The sequence below is a fragment of the Enterococcus sp. XAF26B05_ASV22 genome, assembly GCF_056727285.1.
Genome location: NZ_CM161538.1, coordinates 222,122 through 247,411, shown reverse-complemented (window position 1 = coordinate 247,411; position 25,290 = coordinate 222,122). Strand labels below are relative to the sequence as shown.

The window sequence follows — 25,290 nt, the reverse complement described above, 5'->3', positions numbered from 1 at the left end:
GTATACTAAAAAGAAAAAATAATTTTAAAGCAGAGGAGTTATAATGGCTAATAAAGCTTTGATTGTTATCGATCTTCAAAATGGTTTAGAAAATACTGAATCTGGGTTGTTTCGACTGACAGATACCCTGAATGGTGTAAACGAACGTATTACAGACTATCGAAATAAGCACCGACCAATTCTATTTATCCAGCATGAAGATACCGAGTTAGTTGTCGCTAGTGACAACTGGAAATTATTTGAGCAACTTGATGCCAGAGCAGAAGACTTCTATATCGGAAAAACTCATGCCAATTCTTTCTTCCAAACAAAGCTAAAAAATGCTTAGATGAGCTTTCTGTTACTGAGCTTGAATTTTGTGGCGCTCAAACAGAATATTGTGTTGATACGACGATTCGTATGGCTCACGGCTTAGGGTATACTTGTTTCATGAAACGAGGCCTTAGCACCACATTAAACAATGAATTATTAGGAGCTCAAACAATTATCCAGCATCATGAAAAACTCTGGGACAACCGTTTTCTAACGTTTATTTGATTAAAAAGATACGATATCTCTACTTTCTCTTATTTTACCACATTCAGCGACTAAAAATTAACATTATCTCATGGTATCCTCTAGTCATTCATGATAGTATAACTAGGGGATATTTGTTGAACTATTTTTCTTTTGCTCTTATTATTCGTTCAATGAAGAAATATCCGACATTCTTTGACATTGGAGGAACGTTTTACATGAAATTTTCAAAAAGACAAATCCAAGATACGTTGTATGTAACGATTGGTTCTTTTATTTTAGCGGTATCGATCAATTCGATTTTATTACCAAATAAAATCGTAGCAGGAGGCGCAAATGGGATCAGCGTGGTAATCAATTATTTATTTGGGATCAATCCCGCATTGATTTTATATGCTATCAACTTGCCTTTATTACTTCTTTGCTTTTTATTTTTAGGAAAAGAAGTTGGGATCAAAACGATTTATGGCAGTCTGATTTACCCATTTTTTGTAGGGATCACGACTCATTTGCCCGTCCTTACGCACAATATTTTCCTCGCAACGATCTTCGGTGGTATTTTAACCGGGATTGGGCTAGGGCTTGAATTTAGAGGGAATGCTTCCACTGGTGGGACTGCGATCATTTCACAAATCGTGAATAAGTACTTTAAAATTTCATTAGGTGTTTCGATTTTATTCGTAGATGGTTTAGTGATTTTATCCGCGCTCTTTGTTTTCAATACTGATACAGTACTTTTCTCACTTATTTGTTTATACCTTATTGGAAGAGTGGTGGACATGGTCCAAGTTGGCTTCGTTCGTTCGAAAAATGTCATGATCATTTCACCGAAATATGCGGAAATCAAAGAAAAAATCTTAGTCGATATGGACAAAGGCTTAACGATGGTTCCAATTGAAGGGGGTTATCAAAAAAATCCAAGCATGTTGATGATGACGGTCATTAGTGAAAAAGACTTTGCTAAGATCAAGGAGAACGTTCTGGCAATTGATGAAGAAGCCTTTATTGTTTCGATGAATGCCAGTGAAGTTTTTGGTAAAGGATTTAGTTTAAAGAAAATCGCAGAAGACTATGGGATTGAGACAAATAATTTGTAAAAAGAAAAGCGGGATGAGCCGTTTAGACCTCGAACAAATTAGGAAACTACTGGGAAGATGCTCTTTATCTTTTCAGTAGTTTATCTATTTGTTGAGAGGTCTGGTTCATATCGCTAGATCAAAAAAAGCGGAATGAGCCGTTTAGACCTCGAACAAATTAAAAAACCTTTTAAGATTCTACTTCGTTGTAGTTACTCAAAAGGTTTTTTAACTATTCTCTACTCTTCGACTTTTAGTAATCCTTTAAATAATCCAATCGCAAAATCATTTGCATCGAATGGTTCTAAATCATCGATTCCTTCGCCTAATCCAACTAATTTCACTGGTAGATGCAACTCATTGCGAATCGCTAGAACGATCCCACCTTTTGCTGTACCATCCAATTTCGTTAAAACTAAACCAGTGACATCTGTTGTTTCTTTAAATTGTTTTGCTTGTGACATTGCATTTTGCCCTGTCGTTGCATCTACTACAAGCAACACTTCATGGGGCGCATCTGGCAATTCACGCTGAATCACGCGTTTGATTTTCTCTAATTCGTTCATCAAATTGACTTTGTTTTGCAAACGGCCTGCTGTATCTACAAGTAAGATATCTGCATTTTCCGTTTTCGCACGTTCTACTGCATCAAAGACAACCGCTGCTGGATCACCACCTGCATTGCCTCGAACCACTTCGACACCGGCACGTTCGCCCCAGACAACTAACTGATCGATAGCCCCTGCTCTAAAAGTATCTGCTGCTGCCAACAACACTTTTTTACCGTCTTGTTTGAATTCATGTGCTAGTTTTCCGATACTGGTTGTTTTCCCAACACCGTTAACGCCTACAAACAACATGACTGTCAAGCCATTTGTCTGAATATTTAACGCATTATTTTCTTCAATACCCTCTGCTTCGTACAAATCAACCATTTTTTCAATGATTGTATTTTGAACTGCTGCTGGTTTTTTCACATTACGTAATTTTACTTCTTGTCGAAGAGATTCCGTGATTTTAATTGCTGTATCAAACCCAACGTCAGCACCGATCAAGGTTTCTTCTAATTCTTCAAAAAAGTCTTCATCTACTGAGCGGAAATTAGCAAATAACTCATTTAACCTTGCGCCAAAGGTTTTACGGGTTTTTTCCAGCCCTTTTTCGTACTTCTCTTGTACAATGATCTCTTCTTCTTGCTCTTCAATCACTTCAGGTTCAACAAGTTCTTCTGTCGGGATAACAGGAGGATCCATCAGATGAGGATCACTTTCCACTTCCTCTGCTTCAGGATTTTCAACAGAGTCATTCTGTGTTTCTTCCGTCGTTTCTTGCTCTGTTTCCTGTTCAAATTGTTCTTCGGGTTTCGCTTCGTCTTCGACAAGTTCTTTTGCCTCGTCTGTTTCGACTTCAGCGGGTGGTGTTTCTTTTTCATTCATAAACGCTTTTTTAATTTTATCGAAAAATCCCATTTAATTCCCTCCTCTCAATGGTTCTAACACAAATTTTTCAACAGCTTGTGCAACACCGTCATTGTCATTTGTATCTGTAATAACATCTGCCAAGTCTTTCACCTTAGCGACAGCATTTTCCATGGCTACACCAAGTCCTGCATATTCAATCATTGGTACATCATTTTCTTCATCACCGATTGTCATGATTTCTTCTTGCTTGATGCCTAAATCTCTGGCTAATAATGAAATACCATATGCCTTCGTAATTCCTTTAGGCATAAATTCCAGCAAATTACTTCTCGTTTTGATTACTTCATAGCGATCGTAAAATAAACTAGGGATTTTTTTTATTTGCTCATCCAAATAGGCTTGATCGACTGCTATAACAGCCTTATTGTAGATTCTATCAGTAGTCAATTGCGCTACTTCATACGACTCAAATGTCAGTAACTTATTTAATTGACTATACAATGATTCATACTCTTGTGTCGTTGACAGTTGCATTACAAGCCCATCCGATAAAATATCTAAAGGGACGTTCAATGATTTGGCTAACTCGTACAACTCGTGTACATTTTCCAAAGCGAGAGAAGATTTCTCTATGATTTCACCCGTGTCATTTTTTTGAACTAAACCACCGTTAAACGTGATACTATAATCTCCATTGTCCCGTAAATTCAATGCATCTAAGTAAATACCGATTGCTGCTAATGGTCGACCTGTACAAATGACGATTTTAACACCCGCAGCTTTTGCTTGTGTCAACGCTTCTTTATTCCTTGCTGAGATTTCCTTTTTACTATCTAAAAGTGTGCCATCTAAATCAATAGCGACTAATTTAATCAATCCAGTCATTCCTCCTTATTAAACGTTTAACAGGTTCGATTTGATCTAATTAAAAAATAGAAAGCATGAATGAAGGACTATTTCCCTCATTCATGTTTTATCATTTTTTAGTAGAGCTATTCTGTAAAGCTAGAAAATAGCAGCCTTTAGCTTTCAGCGACGATTGCGCCGCCTTCTTTGACTTCTTCTAAACGAACAGAAACGATTTTCGACACACCTGATTCTTGCATTGTAACACCATACAACACGTCTGCCGCTTCCATCGTTCCTTTGCGGTGAGTGACCACAATAAATTGCGTATCTTCTTCAAATTCACTTAAATAATGGCCAAAACGCGAAACGTTCGCATCATCTAAAGCGGCTTCGACTTCATCCAGCACACAGAACGGAACAGGTCTAACACGAATGATAGAGAACAATAAGGCAATCGCAGTTAACGCACGTTCACCGCCAGAAAGTAAACTTAAATTTTGCAGTTTTTTACCTGGAGGTTGTGCTTCGATCTCGACCCCTGTGTTCAACAAATCTTCTGGATTGGTCAAAATCAACTCCGCTCGGCCCCCACCAAACATGTTAGGGAATACGACTTTAAATTGAGCCCGAATCGCTTCAAACACTTCGCTAAAGCGTACTTTGACTTCCTCATCCATCTCACCCATGGTTTCAAACAACTGCTCTTTAGCATCTAATAAGTCATCACGCTGAGATACTAAAAATTCATGACGTTCATTAACTTGTTCATATTGTTCGATGGCATTGAGATTGACAGGACCTAAGCGTTCGATATCACGTTTCAGACGCTTCACTTCAATTTTAGCCTGCTCTTTGTCGATCGTCAGTTCATAATCTTCATTCGCACGTTCAAAGGTCAAACTGTATTCTTCTTGCAAATATTGTAAAGCGTTATCCAATTTGATTTCTGAACGGTTTTTCTCGACTTCAATCTTGGTCTGTTCCGTCAATAAATGCTGTTGTTGTTTATTTTCTTCTGCCAAACCTGTATCAATTTGATCCACTTGTTCTTGTAAATGTTGACGAGCCGTTTTTGCTTCTTGAATGTTTGTTTGTAGCTGCTCTTTTTTCTCAGCTAGTTGTTCTAATTGAACCGCTAAGCTTTCTTCTGTGACCTGATGATCTGTCGAATGATCATTTAATTGTTGCAATTGTTGACGTAAAGCTGTCTCTCTTGCTAAGAATTCATCTAACTGGGTTTGTTTTTCTGCTGCTTGTTCAGTTAAATGAGCTAATTGTTCTGTAACAACAGCTTGATCTGCTTGGACTTGATTGAAACGTTCAAAAGCTTCCGCCCGTAACGTTTCCATTTGGCTAGCTTCTTGATCGACTTGCTTCATTTCTTGATCCAAACGATCTTTTGTTTGATTTAGTTCTTGCTGTTGTTGTGTTAGCTCTTCTTTTCTTACTTGATATTCCGTTAAAAATTGATGTAATTCACGAGCTTCAAATTCAAACAATCGTTGTTCTTTCGTTAAACGTGTAATCGTTTCTTCTTGATTCGCTAGTTTATTTTGTAATTCTTGCTGTTTCAAACGGCTTGTCTCGCCATTTGAACGTAGTTGTTCTAAGCTTTCATTGAGTTGTTTCACTTCATCGGTCAACTGCTGTACTTCTTTTTCGTTGATGGTCAATTGTTTTTCAACACGTTCCATTTGTTCCGTCAATGTCTGAAGTTCTTGCGTTTGAGAGAACAAACTGCCTTGATTGCCTCGCTTATTAGCACCACCGGTCATCGAACCCCCTGAGTTCATGACATCGCCCTCTAAAGAAACGACACGATACTGGTAATTGACCGCCTTCGCTAATTGGTTAGCGCTCTCTAACGTTTCTGCTAACAAGGTCACACCCAATAGGTTTTGAATCACATTGCTGACTTCATCTGAAAAATGAACTAATTCACTGGCAATTCCTAGAAATCCTGAAATATTGCTGACGCGATCGCGTACTGCACTAGATACAGTTCTCGGTTTAATTGTCGTTAGCGGCAGAAAAGTTGCTCGTCCGCTATGTTGCTGTTTCAAAAACGTAATACCGGCACGTCCATCTTTTTCCGTTTCCACAACCACATGTTGTGCTGCGCCACCTAAAGCCGTTTCGATTGCTAAAGTATAGTCTTTAGGTACATCAATCAGTTCGGCAACTGCACCGACGATTCCGGTGAGTTGCTCTTTATGTTTTAATACAGCACGAACACCTTGATAAAATCCTGAATAATTCTCCTGAATTTCTTGCAGGCTTTTTTGACGAGCTTTGGCTTGTTGTACTTGGTTCATCGCTTGGTACATTTGCTTTTGTTTAACAGCTAATTGCCCTTGCTTTTGATCCAACTGATGTTTTAATTGCGTATATTGTTCTCTTTGAGCTGTTAACGCTTGGTCAGATGCAGTTACGCTTGCTTCTAGTTGTTCTTTTTCAGCTAACGCATCAGTCATTTGTTTTTCCAATGCTTCATGTTTTTGAATAGAATGTTGATTTTTAGCCGTTTCTTGCTGATACTGACGTTCTAAATATTTTAATTCATTGGTCGTATTCGCTTGTTCTTGCATCACTTCAACGTATTGGCTACGTAATTCTTCTAGTAATTCTTTTGACGATTTGCTATATTTTTCAACTTCTAGTTCTGAGGCTTGAATTGCTTCAACCAAGGATTCACGTTGGGCTTTTTTCTCCCTAACTTTTGTTTGTAAATCTTGAACTTCTTCACGATAACGTGTAATTTTTTCAGCATTTTCTTCTAAAGACTGCTGATATTCACTTGTTGTTTGCATCGTGTGTTTTGAGCGTTCGACTAAGACATTTTTTTGTCCTTCGGTTTGTTTTAATGCTTCTGTAATTTGTAGAAGCTGTTGTTGTTCCGTTTCAATCTGCTCATCCAATTTGTTCCGTTTTCCCCGTAGTTGAAATAGTTCATCTTCTGAATCACGGATTTTTTTGCTGGCATTCTGTAACTTTTCTTCGATTTCAGCAAGTTCCTTTGTCTTGATTTCCCAAATTTCTTTGGCTGCTTCGATTTCCGTTACAGTCAAGCTAACATCGATTTCTGTTAGACTCTCTTTAAGTTTCAAAAACTCTTTAGCCGCTTCACTTTGTGCAGCTAGGGGTGTTAGTTGGTCTTCTAATTCATAGATAATATCTTGCACACGACTTAAATTATCTTCTGTTTCAAATAGTTTTTGTTCTGCTTTTTTCTTGCGTTGTTTGTATTTCAAAACACCCGCTGCTTCTTCGAAAATACCACGGCGGTCTTCTGGTTTACTATTAAAAATCGCTTCGACTTTCCCTTGTGAAATGATCGAAAATGATTCTTTCCCTAATCCAGAATCCATAAATAAATCGTGGATATCTTTCAATCGACAAGCTTGTTTATTGATATAAAAGTCACTTTCACCTGTTCTGCGATATCTACGAGTCACACTGATTTCAGTAAAATCTAAAGGTAAAAAGTGATCACTATTATCTAATACAACCGTTACTTCTGCAATATTCAATGCTTTACGGCCTTCCGAACCTGCAAAAATAATATCTGGCATCTTCCCGCCTCGAAGACTTTTAGCAGACTGCTCACCTAAGACCCAGCGAATCGCTTCGGTGATATTACTTTTTCCGCTACCGTTCGGTCCAACGACAGCCGTCACACCATTTTCAAACTCTATAACAGTTCGATCCGCAAAGGATTTGAATCCTGCGATCTCAATTCGTTTTAAATACACGAATAAAACGGCTCCTTCCAAGCTTACTCAGGATTTTGTTTCAGCGCTCGTTCAGCGGCATCCTGTTCTGCTAATTTCTTCGATTTTCCATGACCTGTTCCAATCATTTTTTTGTTGACATACACTTCAACAAAAAAGATTCGATCATGAGCGGGTCCTTCTTCATTGACTAAACGATACTCAATGTTGACGTCCCCTTGTCGTTGTAAAACTTCTTGTAAATGTGTTTTGTGATCCATCTCATGTGAAAAAGCACCGGCATCAATTTTGGGAAAAATGACTTCTGCAATGAATTTTTTGACTGCATCCACTTTTTGATCTAAGAACAACGCACCTAAAAATGCTTCAAATAAATCACAAAGTAATGCTGGACGTGTCCGTCCACCAGAGTTTTCTTCTCCTTTGCCCAGAAGAATATATTGGTCGAAATGACATTCTTTCGCAAACTTTGATAAACTATCTTCACGAACGATTGCCGCTCGCATTTTTGTCAGCTTGCCTTCTGGCATCTCTGGAAATTGTTTATACAAATATTGAGAAACCAATAATTCTAAAACGGCGTCTCCTAAAAATTCTAATCGTTCATTGTCAGATAGTTTTAAATAGCGATGCTCATTCACATAGGATGAATGGGTAAAAGCCTGTTCTAATAGGTTGACATCATGGAAAACAATGCCGTAACGTTCTTTTAATTCTGTAGTTAGCTGATTGTCCATTTGCTACATTCCTTTAAGTTTATTTACAACCTTCTCTATTATACTTTTTTTTACGGAATTTTTAAATGGTTAGGGAGAAATTGCGCTAAAATCACTGCTAAATTCATATTATTTGAGGGATTTCCTATTGATTTTAGGGTACAGTATGAGACTTTTTATAATAAACAAGGGGAATCCTAGTAATTTTTGTCAATTAAAAAGGCAAAAAGCGTTCAAGATCATCCTACTATCTTGATACGCTTTTACTTTAATTCGGTTCGTTAAAAAATCGCTTGATCTCAACCATAGCCGATTCTGGTGAATCTGACGCATGGATAATATTTTCGTAACTATTAGCACCGTAATCTCCCCGAATCGTTCCCGGTTCAGCTTCTAAACAATTTGTTGCGCCAACCATTTTACGAACCGTTTTAATGACGCTGTTTCCTTCTAAAACAAGATAAATAACTTCTGATGAAGTCATGTACGTTATCATATCTTCAAAGAAATCAAATTTCCTCACATGTGCGTAATGTTCTTCTGCTAATTCTCTGGACATTGTTGCTACTTTTAATTGAGTAAGCTTTAATTGCTTTTTCTCAAATCGCTGTAGGATTTCTCCAACTAATTTACGTGAAACGCCATCTGGCTTGATGATAACGAGTGTTTTTTCCATATGATCTCTCTCCTTTTTTTTCAAGCGAATAAGTTTGTAAGCGCTTAAATTTAAGGTTATCACGCTTTAGAATTCACGTCTAGGCTACAAATGACAAAAAATGTTTTTTCTTTGTGATTGGTAGATAGTTTTGTGAAACTGATCGAATATCTAAGCGCGATTAAACACAAATAGTTATGAATAATTAACTTTTTTCTCTCTATAGATTTATATTATTTTACATACTAATCTAATCATTCTTATTGAGGCTCGTCTCACCGAACTCTGTATATTACATTTCTCTTTTTAATGTGTTAAAAACTTTTCCGCATAATCATTATAACTTGGTTGTTCCTTAGTATTCATGGCATAAACTAGAGTGCCATCTAGATAATCATCACTATCTATTTTCAAAAATAACGCTAAATCGGTATTATCTTTTTCCGGAAATAGTATAGAATATTTTTCATTATCAATCGTTAAACCATAATATTTAACGCCATTTTCAATTCCTATAACATTTTGTTTGTAGTCTAGTTTTTCATTTTCTTTATCGTTTGAAATATTTATTTCGTTGGCTTTAATTTCTATAGAATACACATTATCCGTCGCATCTTCCGCTTTCCAAGTTTTCTGAATCTCTTTTGACCCTGAACAACCCACCATAATAATCAGAGTTATGCAAACTAAAAGAAAAATTTTGTACTTATTTTTCATATTAATACCTTCCTTCTATAAATTGGGGATTGTACTTACTTTTTAATTCTTTGTTTATCGTATACTTATAATTAATCTCTTTGGATTTGTACGCAACTTCATTTGGCGAATAATATGCATTATCGTAATAAACTGAAAAGAAGAATGCCAACATTTGATAGTTCTTATCTAATGTATTTGTTGTGTACGTGCTCTTATTATCGTAGGATATATTGTCTTTTTCAATCAGACCTACTTGAATGTCCTCAGAGTCATACATTGGAATTTTTAATCCTTTTTTTCCTAGTCCTATTGCATAGAAGTAATACGTTTCATCATTGTAATTCAATTCAAAAAAAGTATAGCCAAACAACCATTTTGTTCTTCTTTCACACAAAGACCCCACCCAAACATTGTTTTCGTTAAATAGTTGAAATGGTAATAGTCTCACATTTTTAGTATAATCGAAACGGCTTAATGCATCTTTAATAATGGAAAATTGTAATTTGAAATTTTTATTTGCTATTGAGACATTAATCTGTGTTCTTAAATTTATTGGTATTTTAGTCGTACCAATGATTTTATTTTCTTCTCTTAGTTCGTATATTTTTCCAAAGTTGGCTTTTGTTTGTATAAACCTATTCGTTATCATTGGGTTTCTCCTAACATACTTGTTGGTTAGACAGAGCTATTTTGTAGTTGACCGATTTTTCACTTGAATGAATATTCCCATTAAAAATTTGAATCTGTGCACTATTCAGATTCCTCTAAATTTATTTTATAGGTCACGTTTCTATCTGAACTAACTCTACCATTAAAAAAAGTTATTGATAAAATGCCAATTGTCAAAAATAGCATTAGTCTTTCTTGAACAAGAAAAGGTAGAATTATTGTAAACAGAAATAGAAATAGGCTTAGTCCCACTAAAACTACTGTAGCTCTTAATACATTAACTAGTTTCATCTAATCTTTTACCACCATTTCAATGTCTTTTGTGTAATTTGCAATGGCGTTTCAGCATATCCTGTTCCTACTTTTATCAAATCACCATCAATTTTTTTCAATTCTGTTTCAAACCTTTTTTTGCGATAGAAAGAAATTAAATAAAAGCTTGAAACTAATAATAGCCAGAAAAAAGTCAGATTAGTGATGCCTGTAAACAAATCAATAGGAAAATTACTTTTTCCCCATAACCATTCAGTTGGTATTTTGTTTCTTAGTAAAGCACCTAAAGGAATCGCTAGTGCAAATCCTAGATAGCTTTTCTCAGATTTTTGCTTTGTTCTTTTTATAACTTCTTCTCCTAAGACAGAAAATTCTTTTAATGTTATATTCGATTTATACATTTGTCTGTTAAATTGATATTGTTTAAATCCTACTAAAAAGAAGTTTTGTCGTATCAAATACTCTTCATTATTGTCCGCAATCAATAGTAGCCACCCATAACTAATTTTCTTCTTATCCAAAGATATATTAAACAGCTTTCCTTCTACGGTTTTCAATTTTTTTACCATGCATACACCTCACTAAAAAAGAACAATCCTATCAACTATTTTTCTGATTGGATCATTCTTTTCGTTTATCAACGTTATTATTTTTCTTTTTTCTTTTTAAAGGCTAGATAATAAAATATTGCTGGGAATGCTATTAAACTTACAAGACTACCCGCACCATAAGATTCAGATAAATCCATTCCTTTTACCAATTGATTGATTGCCCCTAGTGTAAATAACACCGCAATTACTAATGCCCATTTACGTTGTACCTTTTTTTCATTCATTTTTTTAGTCTCTCCTTTTAGTTGTTTTCTTTTATTAAATTTTAGAGTACTTGCATTTTAATCTGTATAAATTGCTCCCTGATCGATCTTTCTTTTGATTTTTCATTCCACCATTGCTTGGTACCAACTTTCAAGAATTATAGAATATATCTCATCATTTGATTTATTTAATTGTGAATCCATTATATTAATTTCTATTTTTTTGTCATTCTGTAAATTTAAAACTAAAAACTCTTGATTCAGGGTTTTACTTAATTTGATATCTAATACTTCTTTCCATTTCAGAAATTTAACGTTCCACATACAAAATTCAAGTCCCTCTTCATAAACAACAAGCTTCTTGTTTCCGAACCTGATCAACATATTAAGAGTTTGTACACCTAATACTATAAGCATTAAACATATTAAAATTGGAATAATTGCAAAAAATGGTGCTATTTGGATAGCTGCAATTGTCAAAAAAGGAAAAGTAAATAACATAGGTAGTAATAACAAAAGTGGTACAAAAATAGTGATAAAATTCTTCTTAATCACAAATAGTTCAGTTCGGTTATCTCTAGCTTTCTTCATATTTCATCTTCGTCTTTCTCCCTTCAAAAACTGTTTCATCGGTGCGCTTGTTAACCTATTTTTCTCTTACTACAAATTTTCAAGCATTCATATTTTCTGCTTGATATCCTTAACCAAAGAATTGATAATTCTTACTTATATAGCATATAACGACAAGCAAAAAATAACAAGTCTATCAGCTATTTTTTCTGATTGACTTGTCCTTTTTTATGTACAGTAAGTTCATCATTATACTTTTGGATGTCAGATACTACTATACCGATTGCTCAAAATCATTACTTTTATAACTGTTTTGAAGGGCATCAGGCTTACTAACTATTTAGATAAAACCTCATTTTAATATTACAACTGTATCATAGATTAAACTCTTTTTTGGTATTTTTCTACTACGTTTAACCATCGTATGAGATTATTGTCCCATACAAGCAAGATTGAGGAAAAAGGTAATATGCCCATTAGACTTATAACTATTATTTCGCTACCAATTTGGTGACCAATTAATTCCCTATTCTGGTTTACAAAATATGCTACAGGAATAATTGCTACAGTACACACTACTACCACGATAGTTAAAAGCCAGGCTGTTAACTTTTTCCAAATGGTGACTTTCTTATTGTTAAAAATATTCCATATATTATTTTCTTTTATAGCATATCCTAGTTCTTTTTTTGTAGCCGGAACAGCTGATCTTACATTTTTATACAGCGTATTATTAATTAACTTAGTTAAAAGAAATACTTCAAAAATCCACATTATCACTATTAAGGTCAGCGTCACATAAGTGTATCTTCCAGATAAAAAACTTGTTTTAGTAAAAAAAGATATACTGCTGATTATTATAAAAAGTGAAATCAAAATTATAGAACTCCACCAATTATTTTTTTTAGTTTTTTTACTGTCTATATACTGACTATTCGGTGATTTCATAGGGATTTTTTTCTTTACATCAAAATAAATCGTTTCGCCATTAACCTCTCCCATGTAAATCAATTCCCTAAGTAGCAATATTTATCCTCCTTACCAATGATTAAATGATTTAAATTCCAATCACAATGTGCAGTCCATACTATTTCGTTTGCTTTGGTGCAATGCTCAACTTTTGCTTATCTTCTTTTAATTATATGAACCGTTCTTATTTGATAAACTGTTCTTAATTATTCGATCTATCTATACATTTTTATTTGTCTTTCTGTTTACTTTTGATTTTTTTAGCTGTTTTATACCATATTTTGGGGTTATTCACTAAAATTACAGTTAATAATCCTGCAATTGCTACTCCTAAAATTAGAGAAAGAAAAAGCTCTTTTATTATAATCATAATTTCAACCTATTATCTTTCTTAAAATTTACAAGGTAGACCATATAAACAGGTATGCTAATAAATAAAATCATAAATGGTATACGAAAAAATTCTCGTAAGCTATTAAGATTTGGAATTGTCTCGGACAACCCAATAAAACTAAACAATACAACTAAAACCAGTACCATGTAATGAAGCTTTTTGTCTAAAAGCATAAAAATTAAGGGGTTCTTCAAATATCCAGTACTTCTGATTGCATGCATCGCATCTTCAAGGCTAGTATCAGTATAGTCTTCGCTGTTTCCATACATCATACGATTGATGAATAACGTTAATGTAGTTGCAAAAAAGATAGTAAACACTATTATACTAATACTATTAATCTCATTACTAATAACTTTCATTTTAAAAAATGAAGTAATCACTCTAATGATAATAAGACAAACAAATAGTCCACCAATTAGATACTTATTTGATTTGCTTTTCTTTACAGATACTTTTGAACTTCCATTTCTAACTGCGACATCTCTTTTTTTATCCCAATATACGCTTCCACCATATTTACTATCTCCCAACCAAATATATCTTCTCATAGAAAAACTCCAATCTTAAATATTAACGGTTATAGTTAATTACCAAAAAGTGTACCTCAACTGAAAAACTTATTATCTTTAAAATGGACTGCTTTAAAGCTGCGTTTAATACATTTCCAACAAAAAAGCATGCTGCTGCACCAGCGAGTGTGCTTACCACAGGGATAGGAATTAGAGAACCAATAGCTACTCCTGCATAGACAGCACCCACAGCTCCTAAATAACCGAGTCCTTTAAGACCACTTCCAATTTTACCAGTGCCGTTTAAAACTTCATCATAGTATTTTGCATTTTTAACAGCTTTAAATCTATTGACATCACCATTAACTTGTTTCCATGTTTTGAATCCTGATTTTATACTTTTAACAGAAGAGCGATACCAGGTACGATTCTTGATTTTCTTACCACTAGCTATAGTTTCTTTAAAAACAAGATTTGCTGTCGCTGAGTAACTAATAGCATCTGTACCATTTTTAGTTTGTTTAGTGCTGTATAACTAATCCCGTTATTAATATCATTTATCCGCTTCTTCACATCTGGATCATCCACCCCATACTTCGCTATCATTTCTGATGGCGTCATCGAGTTCAGATCTTTTTCTTTCGTTTTTCGTTACTTTTCATTTGTCTTCTTTAAATAAATAGTAGTCACCAGAACGTGACTGGTGGCTACTACTATTTACTTTATTGCTTGGTTCTGTACTGATGTGCCCTAATTATTATTAAATAGCAAAAAATCAGAATTAAGAGAATTTCTTCTCCATTCTGACTTTTAATTATTTGAACTCATAAGTCCTAGTTGAAAAACCTAGAGTAGTTTCCTCTAAGTTTCATCACCATTGATTTAATTCTTTGGATTTTCTTCACCAAGATTAGTTTACAAAAAAACATTAAAACTTATTTTAATCTTCAACAACTAATTTCGGATAAGTAATTGTTTCTATATTTTTCTCATAATTATCTGCAAAATCAATTTCTTGATTGTTTCTATAACCTTCAAATATTACTTCATCAATATCTTCTATATTAAAGAAAACAAATTCTTGGCTTCCATCTATTCCTTGCGGATATAATGTTGCTGAATAATCGAAATACCCTATTTTACCATTTTGATTGAAGAGTTGAGCTCTACCAACAATCATTAAAAGAACATCGCCTTTTTTTAATCTTACGATAGAACCAATTGGCAATATATAGTTGTTCTCACTCATCATACATACCTGCTTTCATTTGTTTTTTTAAAATTCTAAATGCTTTTTGTTGTGCAAATGGATGGGCTGAAAAATGTATACCACTTACAGCGAAACATAGTGCAAATATGCCTATAATTCCTTTCACAGAAGTTTTTTCAATAAAAGGTAAGATTATTAAAAATATACTATATCCAAATATAAATAATAATTCTGTCACCGCTAAAATTCTTAAATTTGATGAATTATTTAAGATTTTTTGGACATCTTTTTTGGTGAATTTTTTTTCAATATATTGCCCTTTGGACCTATCTATCAAATAAACTGTTAACAGCTTTCCCATAAGAAAACCCACACCAGAAATGCAAAGGATATTTATATAGTTTGGAACTAAAGATATAAGATTAAATTGTTTTGCAATCAGCGGAATTAAAAACATTCCTATAAAAGCAGATATTCCCCATGTTTGAGATTTAGAATAACTCTTCCCAGATTTTTCAGTATATGGGCCTATAAATTCTTGAATAAATAATTTACGCTTCGATAAATCAAAATATACTGATTTATCAGTATCAATTTTCAGCAAAGCAACCGATTTATTCTTCAATTAAATGCTCCTCCTAATGAATTACCAATATTTGAAAACCATTTACTAGTGCCTTGCTTGATATCATCAACAGTTTTTGAAACTTTAGAAGATATGTCATCAATAGTTTTTTTAGCTTTACCTGTTTCTACCCAGTCATAAATCTCAGAACCTACATACCCAATTCCTATACCAACTACTGCACCAAAAGCTGTTCCTAAGACAGGTACAGGGATGGCTGATCCTAGAGCCGCGCCAATTTGTCCACCAACGGCTGCTCCACCTGATCCAATTACCGAATGAGCTATTGTATTTTTTTTTGCCCTTGCCTGATCATTGTGCTGAGTCATTTGATCATTATAGTCAAATGCTGCCCCTGCTACTGTTCCAACAATTCCTAAACCTTTCCAAATTTTGCTACCAGAGACAGCATTAGAAGTATTTATTAGATCATCTCCCGCACTTTCTAAAGCCCGTGCTCGTTTGCCTATTCGCGATAATTCATTAGGAGATATACTTCTGCTTCCCATTTGCAAAGCATCAACTCTCATGTTTTTACCAGTCATTTTAAGTCCTTGTAAAACACCATCACCTATAGCTTGTCCATAGCCTAAATTTTCAACTGACTTATTAAATGCGGTATAACTAATCCCATTATTAATATCATTTATCCGCTTCTTCACATCTGGATCGTCCACTCCATACTTCGCAATCATTTCTGATGGCGTCATTGAGTTCAGATCTTTTTCTTTCGTTTTTCGTTGCTTTTCATCTGCTTCAGTCACCTTTTTTTGGAACGCTTGAACATTATCTGCTAAAGCAGTACTATTCGCAAATGCTAGGAAACGAGGATCGGTATAGCCTAATCCTCCGACTTTCTGTGCTGCTTTAATTTGTGTGCTTAAAGACTGAATCATGTCTTCATTAGCCGAATTGCCTTGCTTACTATCGAACTGATTGACTTTTTGAATGATTTCATCCGCATACTTCTTCGTCGCGTCCGCTACTTGATTAAAGTCACTCTTTGAGGCAGATAATGAAATTAGATCAGAAATACTGCTATAAACGGACTGGAAACTCTTCACTTGTTCTTGATAGGTTTGTTTCATCTTGTCAATTTCTGGATTAGTATAAAATATAATTAACACTCTAATTTTGCACGTTTGTCTACACCCTGAAGAGGCTAGGACATAACTCTACAAGTCATATCCTAGCCTCGAGGAATCCGAGTGAACGGTAGTAGCAGAGTCAACTCTTTCAGAAAACTCCGCAATTTCCGCTAGCCTTTCTTATTTCTCGAAGTTAAACAATTCTGTCAAAATCTCTTTTTTATATTGTGAACGAAAATATAAAACGACTTTCTCATTATAGTTTTTTATATAGACATGTAATTTATTTTCTTTTACTTTTTATCAATTTATTTGCTAAGTAAGTTCAACGTATCAACACTATTTAATCAAGTTTATCCATATGCCTAAGTACTTTAGAAACCTATAGTACTTCACTGAGGTTTCCTTCTAGTAACTTTTCTTTAATGCTGATGTAGGTTTTTCCATTCTCACTATAGACTATCCACTGATAGAAACTCCTATAAATTTTGATAAAGTGTCTAAATACATTTAATGTTTTATAATTGACCTATTGTTGCTCCCCTTCAGAAACCTTTCCCTTTAGAATATGTTTATTATCTTCTCTCCATTCACACAAAGCTGTCAAAATTCTATCTTCATTCTCTCCTATATATCCTTCGTAAATTACAGAACTAATATCTTCAGCATTGAAATAAGCAAATTTCTCTAAATTGATTAAACCAGTCACCTGATTAACAGCAGCATAATCTAGATAACATTCTTCGTTGTTAATACGAATAATTGGTTGTCTCGCCACAATCATTTATGGAACAATACCTTCACTTAAATAAACGACACTGCCTATTGGTAATAATGTTTAATTTTTCATATTATTTCTCCGTTCTTATTATTAAGTATTCACTAACTTTTTTGTCCAAAATATTGTTACCGTTAAAAAAAAGCAAAAGTGCAATTAAAATTATCAATAAAGCAAACAATCTTTCTTGAACTAAAAAAGGAAGTATAATTGTAAAAAATATTATCAATCCTAATAAACATGTTAATGGAAGAATATTTTCTATAGTCATTATCCTTTCTTTAGAAATATTTATTTCATGTCCTTCACCAATTAAATCCAAATCACCATTACAGAAATACTCTAAATTTGATATAAAAAAATTTTTTCTATATTTTGATACCAGAAAAATAACTAAAATAAAAACAATCCAAAAAATCATAAGATTAAAAATACCCGTTACTATATTTATAGGGGAATTAATTTTTCCAAATATCCAAGACATATCTATGCTGTGCCTCAAAATTGCGCTTATTATTAACCCTATAGAAATACCAATGTAATTGTGTTCTGATTTTTTTTTCATGGCTCTCTTCATTTCATCTTTAGAGATTATTTTATTTCTAAAATCTATATTTGATTTATAGATTTTCCGATTAATTTTGTGTTTTCCCAATCCGATTATTCCTGAATTTTGTCTTATCAGATATTCTTCATTTTCTTGGGTTAATAACAATACCCAACCTACTATTACTTTTTTATTATCAAAAGAGATATTATAAAGTTCACCTTTTTTGATTTCCGAATTATTTATCATAAAAAAACTCCTCCAAAAAAATCGCCAACTTTATTAGATACTTTATTCCATCCAGAAACAACCGCATTGCCCATATTATCTTCGAAATTTTTTACACCTTTGAAATTATCTCGAAGCCAATCATTTGCAAAACCTATACCAACAGCTATAGCTATTCCTCCAACGACACCTACACCTATAGGATTAGCTAATACTCCAGCGCTTACTAATGCTGCAGAGCCTAATTCAATCGCACCAGTAACACCCACGGAAGCAATACCAGTTGTAATTCCCTTACCCCATGCTTCTTTAGCAGTATCTCCTTGCCACATATCTATCCCTACACCAATAAATGTGCCACCAACTTCACTAAATCCTCTACCAATACCTTTCGCAAAACCTGTAGCTGTATTTTTAGCAGCTTTCCTTACAGCTGAGGTTGCTCCAGAAGTTTGTCCCAAAATTCTTCCATCAGGTAAGGTAATAGAATATCGATTTGACCAAATTGCATTTGACAGCTTATCTCCATACTTTGCTCCAGCTTTTTCAAAGCCTTTCTCAATTTTATCTCCTCCTATTGTAGTGCCAATAGTAGTACCTATACCAATAGAAGTGTTACTAATCCCGTTATTAATATCATTTATCCACTTCTTCACATCTGGATCATCCACCCCATACTTCGCTATCATTTATGATGGCGTCATCGAGTTTAGATTTTTTTTCGTTTTTTATTGCTTTTCAACTGTCTTCTTTAAATAAATAGTAGTCACCAGAACGCGACTGGTAACTACTACGATTTACTTTCTCTTTTAGTGGATTACTAAAGCGTTTCTTTAATTGACAATTTCTTATATGTGGTAGACTTTAATTGTTGTTCAATATTTTTTTGTAATTCTTGTTCTTCTTCAGAAATATATCCTGTAAAGTGAATCGTTTTAATATCTTCACTATTAAAAAAATAATTTCCCTCATTGAATTGACCTTGGGGATAGAAACAACCCGCATAATCAAAATAACCTACAGTTCCATTATTGTCGTATAATGGGAAACGAGCAGTTATCATTAGTTCTTGCTCTCCATCATTCAACGTTACTACAGTTCCAATTGGTAACAATTCCATTATAATTTACCTACTTTCATTTGATTTAATAATTGTTTCAAGGATCTAGTTACTCTTCTATGTCTAATAAAATTCATATTTTCCATAAGTGGCAATAAGAAACAGCATAGTATACTTAAACAAAGTAACGAAGTATAGTTTGATTTATCAAAGAACATAACCGACATAAAAATGAAAAAGAAAATCCATACCAGTAATAATGCTATTTTTATTTCTTTTATTTTTTTTAAATTTATTAAACAATCTTCAATTTCTTGTATACTCAAATTTATTTTAGTTAATTGATTTGAGGAATACGAACGGTGGATCAAAAATAAGCATATACAGCCTAAAATTAAACCAAAGAAACAGGCAAGAAAGTAATTTATTCTAATGCTTCCAAAAACATTATTATTTAAAATCAAATTTAACGGAGCTAGAAATAATCCAACAAATCCCCACTTTTTATCAAAATTCTGATTTTTCAATATATAAAACTGTTGAGATTTCCCTTCGTAGTAAATAGCTGTATTGTTTTCTTGATTAATATACAAATAAGTATATCTTTCTTTTTCTTTGGTAATTATTTCCATAATGAATCTATCCAATCTACTCCTGCTTTTATTGCATTTCCAACAGGTTTTTTCAATTTATCATAATGTATAATCAACATCTGTATTTATTACGAAACCAGCAACTTCTGTTACACCACTTAAAATTGTAAAAACTACGATTACATAGTTAGCTCTTTTATTTATAATTTATTTTTCTCTATAATCGAAAAAGTTTTAGTTTTATTAAAATAATTAATAAACACAAACAAAATCGTAACTAGCATGCTCGAAACAGTAATACCTACAAAATACATCCATGTTCTATTAAAGTAAAAAGAAACACAAATAAATACTAGGAACATACACGCAACAATCAAAAATTTAAGTTGATTGGATAACAATTTTTTCCCGTTTTTCAAACATTCTTCTATTTCAGATGTAGATAATTCAAGTATTTTGAGTGACTGAGAAGATTGGAAAAATTTATTAATAAGTTGAATAATACAACCTAACAGAATTCCTGAAGCAATCGCTGCTAATAACAGTAGCAAAAAATTTCCGTCTACTGATTGATACTTTAATGACCTTGTTGCTGCCATTGCTAACACAGTTAAAATATAAACTCCAGAAGGTATTTTTTGTTGGCTTTTAAAAAAATGATTCTTAGTTAAATCATAATACAAATTATTTTCTCCATGAAATTTATTGGTTATTAAGATATAGTTATTTTCTAAAAGCATAGTAAGCTCCTTATTTGAATAAATTTCCAACCCATTTTCCAGCAGCATTTACGGCATTTCCAACAACTTTTTTAGTGGTATCTTACAAAGGGTCTACAATAAATTCATTAATGAGCCATGCTGCTCCAACACCTGCGACTACCGCCAGTCCACCTGACAGCCCCAAGGCAGCTACACCTAAGCCAACACCTACACCAGTAATAAAATGAGCTCCAGTTTTTGCTGCTGCGTCATTGGCGGATTCCCCATTAGCAACCATGCTACCATAATCAATTACGGAGCCAATAATTGGCATAGCCTTACTAGCTGCTCCTGCAATTTTTGATCCAGCATAAAAACCAGAAGCCACTTCAGTTCCTCCAAAATATTTTGTACCAGTATTGTATAAGCTAGTTGCTAATAGATCACCATTATTTGTTAACCATTCTTCAGATAAACCCATTGCAATATCTTGATTGATTGGAAAAACTATATTTTCCATACCATCTTTTAGTTTGTTTAGTGCGGTATAACTAATCCCATTATTAATATCATTTATCCGTTTCTTCACATCTGGATCGTCCACTCCATACTTCGCAATCATTTCTGATGGCGTCATTGAGTTCAGATCTTTTTCTTTCGTTTTTCGTTGCTTTTCATCTGCTTCAGTCACCTTTTTTTGGAACGCTTGAACATTATCTGCTAAAGCAGTACTATTCGCAAATGCAAGGAAACGAGGATCGGTATAGCCTAATCCTCCGACTTTCTGTGCTGCTTTAATTTGCGTGCTTAAAGACTGAATCATGTCTTCATTAGCCGAATTGCCTTGCTTACTATCGAACTGATTGACTTTTTGAATGATTTCATCCGCATATTTCTTCGTCGCATCCGCTACTTGATTAAAGTCACTCTTTGAGGCGGATAATGAAATTAGATCAGAAATACTGCTATAAACGGACTGGAAACTCTTCACTTGTTCTTGATAGGTTTGTTTCATCTTATCAATATCTGATTTTGCTTTGGTCAAGACTTCTTCGCTAAGGACTGCTGAATCAGAGGTTTCTCCTGTTGTCCCTTTGAAATCCTGATACGCTTGGCGTAGCTCCATTTCAACGGCTAGATAACTACTTTTCAATCCAACAATTACGGCATTCTGGTTATTATTGATATCCGCTGATATAGCTTGTCCTACTTTCTATTCAGGAAGACAGTAGTCTAAAAACATTTCGTTTATCTATATACATGAAAAGAAACCTCTTCAAATTAAGGTTTCTTTTCATGATAATTAAATAAGTGATTCTAATTTCAAGATAAATTTTTAAATTATTTATCTTGAATAAAAAATTTAGGATACTTAATATTATTCAATTCTTTCAAAATATTTTTTTGAAGTTCTTTTTCAGTCTCTGATAAATAACCTGTAAAGTGTACTTCATCAATGTCCTCAGCGTTAAAAAAGTAATTACTATCATTTAAAATACCTTGTGGAAATAAACAAGCACCGTAATCAAAGTATCCAAGTTCTCCGTCTTTGTTGTAGAGTGGAAACCTTGAGGTAATCATCAGCTCTTGTTTATCTTTCTTTAATGAAATAACTGTTCCTATTGGATAAATATTCATAATTATTCTCCCTACTATTTTAATGTTTTAATTAGTTTTTTCGTAACTGTAAAATATATAAATGGTTCATATAATGCGACTACACTAACAAATATACATAACCACGAAAATATAAGAAATAATATTACATGCATGAAATAAAATATTATTGTACATGTTACACCTAGAAAAAAAAATATACTTGCTAGTTTTATTAAACCTGCTAAATTGCTAATTCGTCTTTTCCCAACAATTTCTTTTAACTTGTCATATGAGAAAGATATCTGATTTTTTTCAAGTGTTTTTCTTTGATGTTTATTTAAAAAAAACATCAAAAGAAGTGCTGTAAATATTGCAAATAAGTATGTTCCAACTATAAGTAATGGTATATTTTCAACATTATCATATAATAATTTTCCGAGTACGGAGTTACCTAATAATGTAGTAACTAATGCAATAATTCCAAAGTTACTTTTTGATGTTGTTGCGTTATTATTAGTACTATTTAGCTTTAATTCAGCTAATTTTTTCTCTTTCTCATTATAAAAAATCATATGACCATCAGTGTCACTATATATTTTTTGATACATACTTTATCACCTTCTTTTTTCATTTAAAAAAACTAGAAACAGAATCAATAATGGCATCGGATACCGTATTTATGGCACTACCAACTATAGTACCAACTACCACTCCTATAACTGTTCCAACAACAGGTACTGGAATTGCTGTACCTAAGATTCCCCCTATGGTTCCCGCTACGGATGCAGCAGTTGCTGTTGCAACTGCAACGCCTGCTATATCACCTACTGCATTACCTGCCAAATGACCTACAAATTTCATTGGGGCATTAGGATCTTCCGAAGAGATCAAAGAATAAGCATCTATTGCAGGACCAATAAATGGAATTGCTTTATTAACTTTCCCTCCAACTTTTCCTCCAAGGTACAAAGCTGATCCCAATCCATTGCCTGCAAATTCAGAACTATAGTAACCTGACATATCAGCGATTCTTTGACCATTTTTATCAAAGAATTGCTGTGCTCCTTCTGTAAATAAGGATATCTCAGTATCTTTTATTAAATCTTTCGCTACTCCGAAAACTGTCGTACTAATCCCATTATTAATATCATTTATCCGCTTCTTCACATCTGGATCGTCCACCCCATACTTCGCAATCATTTCTGATGGCGTCATTGAGTTCAGATCTTTTTCTTTCGTTTTTCGTTGCTTTTCATCTGCTTCAGTCACCTTTTTTTGAAACGCTTGAACATTGTCTGCTAAAGCAGTACTATTCGCAAATGCGAGGAAACGAGGATCAGTATAGCCTAATCCTCCGACTTTCTGTGCTGCTTTAATTTGCGTGCTTAAAGACTGAATCATGTCTTCATTAGCCGAATTGCCTTGCTTACTATCGAACTGATTGACTTTTTGAATGATTTCATCCGCATATTTCTTCGTCGCATCCGCTACTTGATTAAAATTGCTCTTTGAGGCGGATAATGAAATTAGATCAGAAATACTGCTATAAACGGACTGGAAACTCTTCACTTGTTCTTGATAGGTTTGTTTCATCTTATCAATATCTGATTTTGCTTTGGTCAAGACTTCTTCGCTAAGGACTGCTGAATCAGAGGTTTCTCCTGTTGTCCCTTTGAAATCCTGATACGCTTGGCGTAGCTCCATTTCAACGGCTAGATAACTACTTTTCAATCCAACAATTACGGCATTCTGGTTATTATTGATATCCGCTGATATAGCTTGTCCTACTTTACCAGACATTGCGTTACTGTTAATTATACCATTCATTGCGTTTTTTGCAGTATTTAATTGACTTTGCGCTGTCTTAGAAAGCTTTTGATACTCTTCTACTGCTTTCTTCATTTCTGCTGTATCGACATAAAATCCCATAATACACTCCTTTCCATGCGTTTACCCTATTATTCTTGTTCTGACAACTCAGACAACACTTCAAAATAAGCAATCGTATCTTCTGGTTTCATATACGCTGTTGAAACTTGTTGCTTGGTTACCTGAGTCGTTCGTAAACCATCGAAAGCAAACGCTTCTTCATACTCATTTGTAAGACTTTCCGCAATGACCCGTTTGATCATCATATTCGAAATCAAAATCGGATCATTCCCGGGAATTTCACCGTAAGGCCACAAATGACCTAGATAATCTACAATATATTGCTCAAAACCGCTCATCAGAGGAATCTTCCGACCGCTTAACGTGACAACTGCGCCTAGCTCTTCCTTTTTAAAGAGTTCCGCTAGTTCTTCTGTTAACATACTTTCATCTAATTCGACCGTTGTTCCAACAGGATAAATCGGCGCAAAGGCAACATCGATTTTCCCCATATACTGAAGAAACTGTTCATTGGTCAGTTCTACTTGACTAGTTTGACGATCAAGCACTACACGTTGAGTATCATGATCAAAAGAGACCGTCAATTTAGCACCAACCATTGGCTTATGTTCGAATTGTTCTTCTTCATTACGATAGGCTTTATAAATTCCTTTTAACAAAGGAAAGTTCGTTCCTAATAAAACGCCTGTTGTAATCAACTCATTCGTTACCTCAAAAAGTAAAGAATCATCATTTGCTAGAACCTCTTCGAAGAATTTTTTTGTATCATAACTCGCCATTAATTGAACCTCACTTTAGATGTATTTTGCTCAAATAATGTTGTATTTTGTTTAAATGATTTAGATGCTTGCTTGTCTTCACTAACAATATGTTCCGCAACTTTTTTCATTTTTTGCGTATCTGTTTTCGAAACATTTTTGAAGGATTCTACTGTATTTGCAAGTTTCTTTTGTGTTTCAATTATTTTTTTGAATCGCTTCAATGTTGTTTTCCCTAAATTGTTGATGGTTGGTTTTGAAATGCTTGATACTGTACTCTCCGCTTTGTTAACCGCACCATCCCAGACTTGTTTATCAACACCTATTGCCATAATTCATCTCTCCTTTT

The 25,290-nt window shown here is 33.8% G+C and carries 29 protein-coding genes and 1 pseudogene; 2 read left to right on the top strand and 28 right to left on the bottom strand.

Annotation, left to right across the window (positions count from 1 at the left end; all coding sequences use genetic code 11):
* The first annotated feature begins 43 nt into the window (after nt 1-43).
* Both AC1PU0_RS01290 and AC1PU0_RS01285 read left to right on the top strand, forming a co-directional pair.
* Nucleotides 44-537, top strand: a pseudogene (locus tag AC1PU0_RS01290) (cysteine hydrolase family protein).
* Nucleotides 538-734: 197 nt separating this feature from the next.
* Nucleotides 735-1,613, top strand: coding sequence for a YitT family protein (locus AC1PU0_RS01285; protein ID WP_206834111.1), 879 nt, complete (start codon nt 735-737; stop codon nt 1,611-1,613).
* Between the two features lie 218 nt (nt 1,614-1,831).
* Here AC1PU0_RS01285 and ftsY read toward each other — a convergent pair whose 3' ends face one another.
* From ftsY to AC1PU0_RS01145, 28 genes are all read right to left on the bottom strand, one after another.
* Entirely contained in the window at nt 1,832-3,028 is a 1,197-nt protein-coding gene (ftsY, locus tag AC1PU0_RS01280; protein ID WP_422851640.1) for a signal recognition particle-docking protein FtsY, read from the bottom strand.
* 33 nt (nt 3,029-3,061) lie between these two features.
* Nucleotides 3,062-3,889 carry a Cof-type HAD-IIB family hydrolase gene (locus tag AC1PU0_RS01275; RefSeq protein ID WP_206848285.1) on the bottom strand — a complete coding sequence of 276 codons (828 nt, stop codon included), beginning with the start codon at nt 3,887-3,889 and terminating at the stop codon, nt 3,062-3,064.
* A gap of 146 nt (nt 3,890-4,035) precedes the next feature.
* On the bottom strand, nt 4,036-7,614 hold the full coding sequence (gene smc, locus AC1PU0_RS01270) for a chromosome segregation protein SMC (RefSeq protein ID WP_206848225.1): 3,579 nt from the start codon (nt 7,612-7,614) through the stop codon (nt 4,036-4,038).
* A 23-nt stretch (nt 7,615-7,637) separates the two neighbouring features.
* On the bottom strand, nt 7,638-8,330 hold the full coding sequence (gene rnc, locus AC1PU0_RS01265) for a ribonuclease III (RefSeq protein WP_206848224.1): 693 nt from the start codon (nt 8,328-8,330) through the stop codon (nt 7,638-7,640).
* A gap of 247 nt (nt 8,331-8,577) precedes the next feature.
* Nucleotides 8,578-8,985, bottom strand: coding sequence for a nucleoside-diphosphate kinase (gene ndk / locus AC1PU0_RS01260; protein ID WP_111248041.1), 408 nt, complete (start codon nt 8,983-8,985; stop codon nt 8,578-8,580).
* 285 nt (nt 8,986-9,270) lie between these two features.
* Nucleotides 9,271-9,681, bottom strand: a complete 411-nt coding sequence (locus AC1PU0_RS01255; protein ID WP_206848223.1) for a hypothetical protein — start codon at nt 9,679-9,681, stop codon at nt 9,271-9,273.
* Nucleotide 9,682: 1 nt separating this feature from the next.
* A complete protein-coding gene (locus AC1PU0_RS01250; RefSeq protein WP_206848222.1) occupies nt 9,683-10,312 on the bottom strand; it encodes a hypothetical protein in 630 nt (209 codons plus the stop codon).
* 319 nt (nt 10,313-10,631) lie between these two features.
* The gene (locus tag AC1PU0_RS01245) at nt 10,632-11,174 is read right to left on the bottom strand and encodes a hypothetical protein (RefSeq protein WP_206848220.1); all 543 of its coding nucleotides are present in this window, start codon (nt 11,172-11,174) and stop codon (nt 10,632-10,634) included.
* A 77-nt stretch (nt 11,175-11,251) separates the two neighbouring features.
* Nucleotides 11,252-11,440, bottom strand: coding sequence for a hypothetical protein (locus tag AC1PU0_RS01240; protein WP_083241773.1), 189 nt, complete (start codon nt 11,438-11,440; stop codon nt 11,252-11,254).
* A 102-nt stretch (nt 11,441-11,542) separates the two neighbouring features.
* Complete coding sequence (locus AC1PU0_RS01235) at nt 11,543-12,010, bottom strand: hypothetical protein (RefSeq protein WP_206848219.1); 468 nt, start codon at nt 12,008-12,010, stop codon at nt 11,543-11,545.
* Nucleotides 12,011-12,370: 360 nt separating this feature from the next.
* Nucleotides 12,371-13,015: a hypothetical protein gene (locus AC1PU0_RS01230; protein ID WP_206848218.1), complete on the bottom strand. Its 645-nt coding sequence runs from the start codon at nt 13,013-13,015 to the stop codon at nt 12,371-12,373.
* A 309-nt stretch (nt 13,016-13,324) separates the two neighbouring features.
* On the bottom strand, nt 13,325-13,903 hold the full coding sequence (locus AC1PU0_RS01225) for a hypothetical protein (protein ID WP_206848217.1): 579 nt from the start codon (nt 13,901-13,903) through the stop codon (nt 13,325-13,327).
* Between the two features lie 411 nt (nt 13,904-14,314).
* Entirely contained in the window at nt 14,315-14,470 is a 156-nt protein-coding gene (locus AC1PU0_RS01220; protein WP_479998645.1) for a hypothetical protein, read from the bottom strand.
* 334 nt (nt 14,471-14,804) lie between these two features.
* The gene (locus AC1PU0_RS01215) at nt 14,805-15,113 is read right to left on the bottom strand and encodes a DUF4176 domain-containing protein (protein ID WP_206848215.1); all 309 of its coding nucleotides are present in this window, start codon (nt 15,111-15,113) and stop codon (nt 14,805-14,807) included.
* Nucleotides 15,106-15,699 carry a hypothetical protein gene (locus tag AC1PU0_RS01210; protein WP_111246998.1) on the bottom strand — a complete coding sequence of 198 codons (594 nt, stop codon included), beginning with the start codon at nt 15,697-15,699 and terminating at the stop codon, nt 15,106-15,108. Before AC1PU0_RS01210 ends, AC1PU0_RS01215 begins: the two co-directional genes overlap by 8 nt.
* A complete protein-coding gene (locus AC1PU0_RS01205; RefSeq protein WP_479998644.1) occupies nt 15,696-16,787 on the bottom strand; it encodes a hypothetical protein in 1,092 nt (363 codons plus the stop codon). Before AC1PU0_RS01205 ends, AC1PU0_RS01210 begins: the two co-directional genes overlap by 4 nt.
* A 529-nt stretch (nt 16,788-17,316) precedes the next feature.
* Nucleotides 17,317-17,571 carry a DUF4176 domain-containing protein gene (locus AC1PU0_RS01200; protein WP_242596467.1) on the bottom strand — a complete coding sequence of 85 codons (255 nt, stop codon included), beginning with the start codon at nt 17,569-17,571 and terminating at the stop codon, nt 17,317-17,319.
* A 67-nt stretch (nt 17,572-17,638) separates the two neighbouring features.
* Nucleotides 17,639-18,361 carry a hypothetical protein gene (locus tag AC1PU0_RS01195; protein WP_206848211.1) on the bottom strand — a complete coding sequence of 241 codons (723 nt, stop codon included), beginning with the start codon at nt 18,359-18,361 and terminating at the stop codon, nt 17,639-17,641.
* Nucleotides 18,358-18,996 carry a hypothetical protein gene (locus tag AC1PU0_RS01190; protein WP_206848209.1) on the bottom strand — a complete coding sequence of 213 codons (639 nt, stop codon included), beginning with the start codon at nt 18,994-18,996 and terminating at the stop codon, nt 18,358-18,360. The genes AC1PU0_RS01195 and AC1PU0_RS01190 overlap by 4 nt, the downstream gene beginning before the upstream one ends.
* A 164-nt stretch (nt 18,997-19,160) precedes the next feature.
* On the bottom strand, nt 19,161-19,460 hold the full coding sequence (locus AC1PU0_RS01185; RefSeq protein WP_242596466.1) for a DUF4176 domain-containing protein: 300 nt from the start codon (nt 19,458-19,460) through the stop codon (nt 19,161-19,163).
* On the bottom strand, nt 19,460-20,032 hold the full coding sequence (locus tag AC1PU0_RS01180) for a hypothetical protein (protein ID WP_206848207.1): 573 nt from the start codon (nt 20,030-20,032) through the stop codon (nt 19,460-19,462). The genes AC1PU0_RS01185 and AC1PU0_RS01180 overlap by 1 nt, the downstream gene beginning before the upstream one ends.
* 161 nt (nt 20,033-20,193) lie before the next feature.
* Nucleotides 20,194-20,781, bottom strand: a complete 588-nt coding sequence (locus tag AC1PU0_RS01175) for a hypothetical protein (protein ID WP_206848206.1) — start codon at nt 20,779-20,781, stop codon at nt 20,194-20,196.
* Between the two features lie 34 nt (nt 20,782-20,815).
* Entirely contained in the window at nt 20,816-21,847 is a 1,032-nt protein-coding gene (locus tag AC1PU0_RS01170) for a T7SS effector LXG polymorphic toxin (RefSeq protein ID WP_479998643.1), read from the bottom strand.
* A gap of 188 nt (nt 21,848-22,035) precedes the next feature.
* Nucleotides 22,036-22,332, bottom strand: a complete 297-nt coding sequence (locus tag AC1PU0_RS01165; RefSeq protein WP_069654191.1) for a DUF4176 domain-containing protein — start codon at nt 22,330-22,332, stop codon at nt 22,036-22,038.
* Between the two features lie 14 nt (nt 22,333-22,346).
* Nucleotides 22,347-22,901: a hypothetical protein gene (locus tag AC1PU0_RS01160; RefSeq protein ID WP_069654192.1), complete on the bottom strand. Its 555-nt coding sequence runs from the start codon at nt 22,899-22,901 to the stop codon at nt 22,347-22,349.
* 19 nt (nt 22,902-22,920) lie between these two features.
* Nucleotides 22,921-24,222, bottom strand: coding sequence for a T7SS effector LXG polymorphic toxin (locus tag AC1PU0_RS01155; protein WP_479998642.1), 1,302 nt, complete (start codon nt 24,220-24,222; stop codon nt 22,921-22,923).
* Nucleotides 24,223-24,251: 29 nt separating this feature from the next.
* Nucleotides 24,252-24,962, bottom strand: coding sequence for a DUF4176 domain-containing protein (locus AC1PU0_RS01150; RefSeq protein ID WP_206850729.1), 711 nt, complete (start codon nt 24,960-24,962; stop codon nt 24,252-24,254).
* Nucleotides 24,962-25,273 carry a TIGR04197 family type VII secretion effector gene (locus AC1PU0_RS01145; RefSeq protein WP_111248113.1) on the bottom strand — a complete coding sequence of 104 codons (312 nt, stop codon included), beginning with the start codon at nt 25,271-25,273 and terminating at the stop codon, nt 24,962-24,964. Before AC1PU0_RS01145 ends, AC1PU0_RS01150 begins: the two co-directional genes overlap by 1 nt.
* Nucleotides 25,274-25,290 lie beyond the last annotated feature (17 nt).

Excerpts from the sequence above, each read along its gene's own strand:
- AC1PU0_RS01185 (WP_242596466.1), bottom strand. The coding sequence starts at position 19,460 with ATGGAATTGTTACCAATTGGAACTGTAGTAACGTTGAATGATGGAGAG.
- AC1PU0_RS01160 (WP_069654192.1), bottom strand. The coding sequence starts at position 22,901 with ATGTATCAAAAAATATATAGTGACACTGATGGTCATATGATTTTTTAT.
- AC1PU0_RS01225 (WP_206848217.1), bottom strand. The coding sequence starts at position 13,903 with ATGAGAAGATATATTTGGTTGGGAGATAGTAAATATGGTGGAAGCGTA.
- AC1PU0_RS01250 (WP_206848222.1), bottom strand. The coding sequence starts at position 10,312 with ATGATAACGAATAGGTTTATACAAACAAAAGCCAACTTTGGAAAAATA.
- AC1PU0_RS01220 (WP_479998645.1), bottom strand. The coding sequence starts at position 14,470 with ATGATAGCGAAGTATGGGGTGGATGATCCAGATGTGAAGAAGCGGATA.
- AC1PU0_RS01165 (WP_069654191.1), bottom strand. The coding sequence starts at position 22,332 with ATGAATATTTATCCAATAGGAACAGTTATTTCATTAAAGAAAGATAAA.
- AC1PU0_RS01145 (WP_111248113.1), bottom strand. The coding sequence starts at position 25,273 with ATGGCAATAGGTGTTGATAAACAAGTCTGGGATGGTGCGGTTAACAAA.
- AC1PU0_RS01150 (WP_206850729.1), bottom strand. The coding sequence starts at position 24,962 with ATGGCGAGTTATGATACAAAAAAATTCTTCGAAGAGGTTCTAGCAAAT.
- AC1PU0_RS01245 (WP_206848220.1), bottom strand. The coding sequence starts at position 11,174 with ATGGTAAAAAAATTGAAAACCGTAGAAGGAAAGCTGTTTAATATATCT.
- AC1PU0_RS01215 (WP_206848215.1), bottom strand. The coding sequence starts at position 15,113 with ATGAGTGAGAACAACTATATATTGCCAATTGGTTCTATCGTAAGATTA.
- AC1PU0_RS01155 (WP_479998642.1), bottom strand. The coding sequence starts at position 24,222 with ATGGGATTTTATGTCGATACAGCAGAAATGAAGAAAGCAGTAGAAGAG.
- ftsY (WP_422851640.1), bottom strand. The coding sequence starts at position 3,028 with ATGAATGAAAAAGAAACACCACCCGCTGAAGTCGAAACAGACGAGGCA.
- ndk (WP_111248041.1), bottom strand. The coding sequence starts at position 8,985 with ATGGAAAAAACACTCGTTATCATCAAGCCAGATGGCGTTTCACGTAAA.
- AC1PU0_RS01240 (WP_083241773.1), bottom strand. The coding sequence starts at position 11,440 with ATGAATGAAAAAAAGGTACAACGTAAATGGGCATTAGTAATTGCGGTG.
- AC1PU0_RS01200 (WP_242596467.1), bottom strand. The coding sequence starts at position 17,571 with ATGATTGTGGCGAGACAACCAATTATTCGTATTAACAACGAAGAATGT.
- AC1PU0_RS01285 (WP_206834111.1), top strand. The coding sequence starts at position 735 with ATGAAATTTTCAAAAAGACAAATCCAAGATACGTTGTATGTAACGATT.
- AC1PU0_RS01255 (WP_206848223.1), bottom strand. The coding sequence starts at position 9,681 with ATGAAAAATAAGTACAAAATTTTTCTTTTAGTTTGCATAACTCTGATT.
- AC1PU0_RS01205 (WP_479998644.1), bottom strand. The coding sequence starts at position 16,787 with ATGAAACAAACCTATCAAGAACAAGTGAAGAGTTTCCAGTCCGTTTAT.
- AC1PU0_RS01235 (WP_206848219.1), bottom strand. The coding sequence starts at position 12,010 with ATGAAGAAAGCTAGAGATAACCGAACTGAACTATTTGTGATTAAGAAG.
- rnc (WP_206848224.1), bottom strand. The coding sequence starts at position 8,330 with ATGGACAATCAGCTAACTACAGAATTAAAAGAACGTTACGGCATTGTT.
- AC1PU0_RS01180 (WP_206848207.1), bottom strand. The coding sequence starts at position 20,032 with ATGGAAATAATTACCAAAGAAAAAGAAAGATATACTTATTTGTATATT.
- AC1PU0_RS01175 (WP_206848206.1), bottom strand. The coding sequence starts at position 20,781 with ATGCTGCTGGAAAATGGGTTGGAAATTTATTCAAATAAGGAGCTTACT.
- AC1PU0_RS01195 (WP_206848211.1), bottom strand. The coding sequence starts at position 18,361 with ATGATAAATAATTCGGAAATCAAAAAAGGTGAACTTTATAATATCTCT.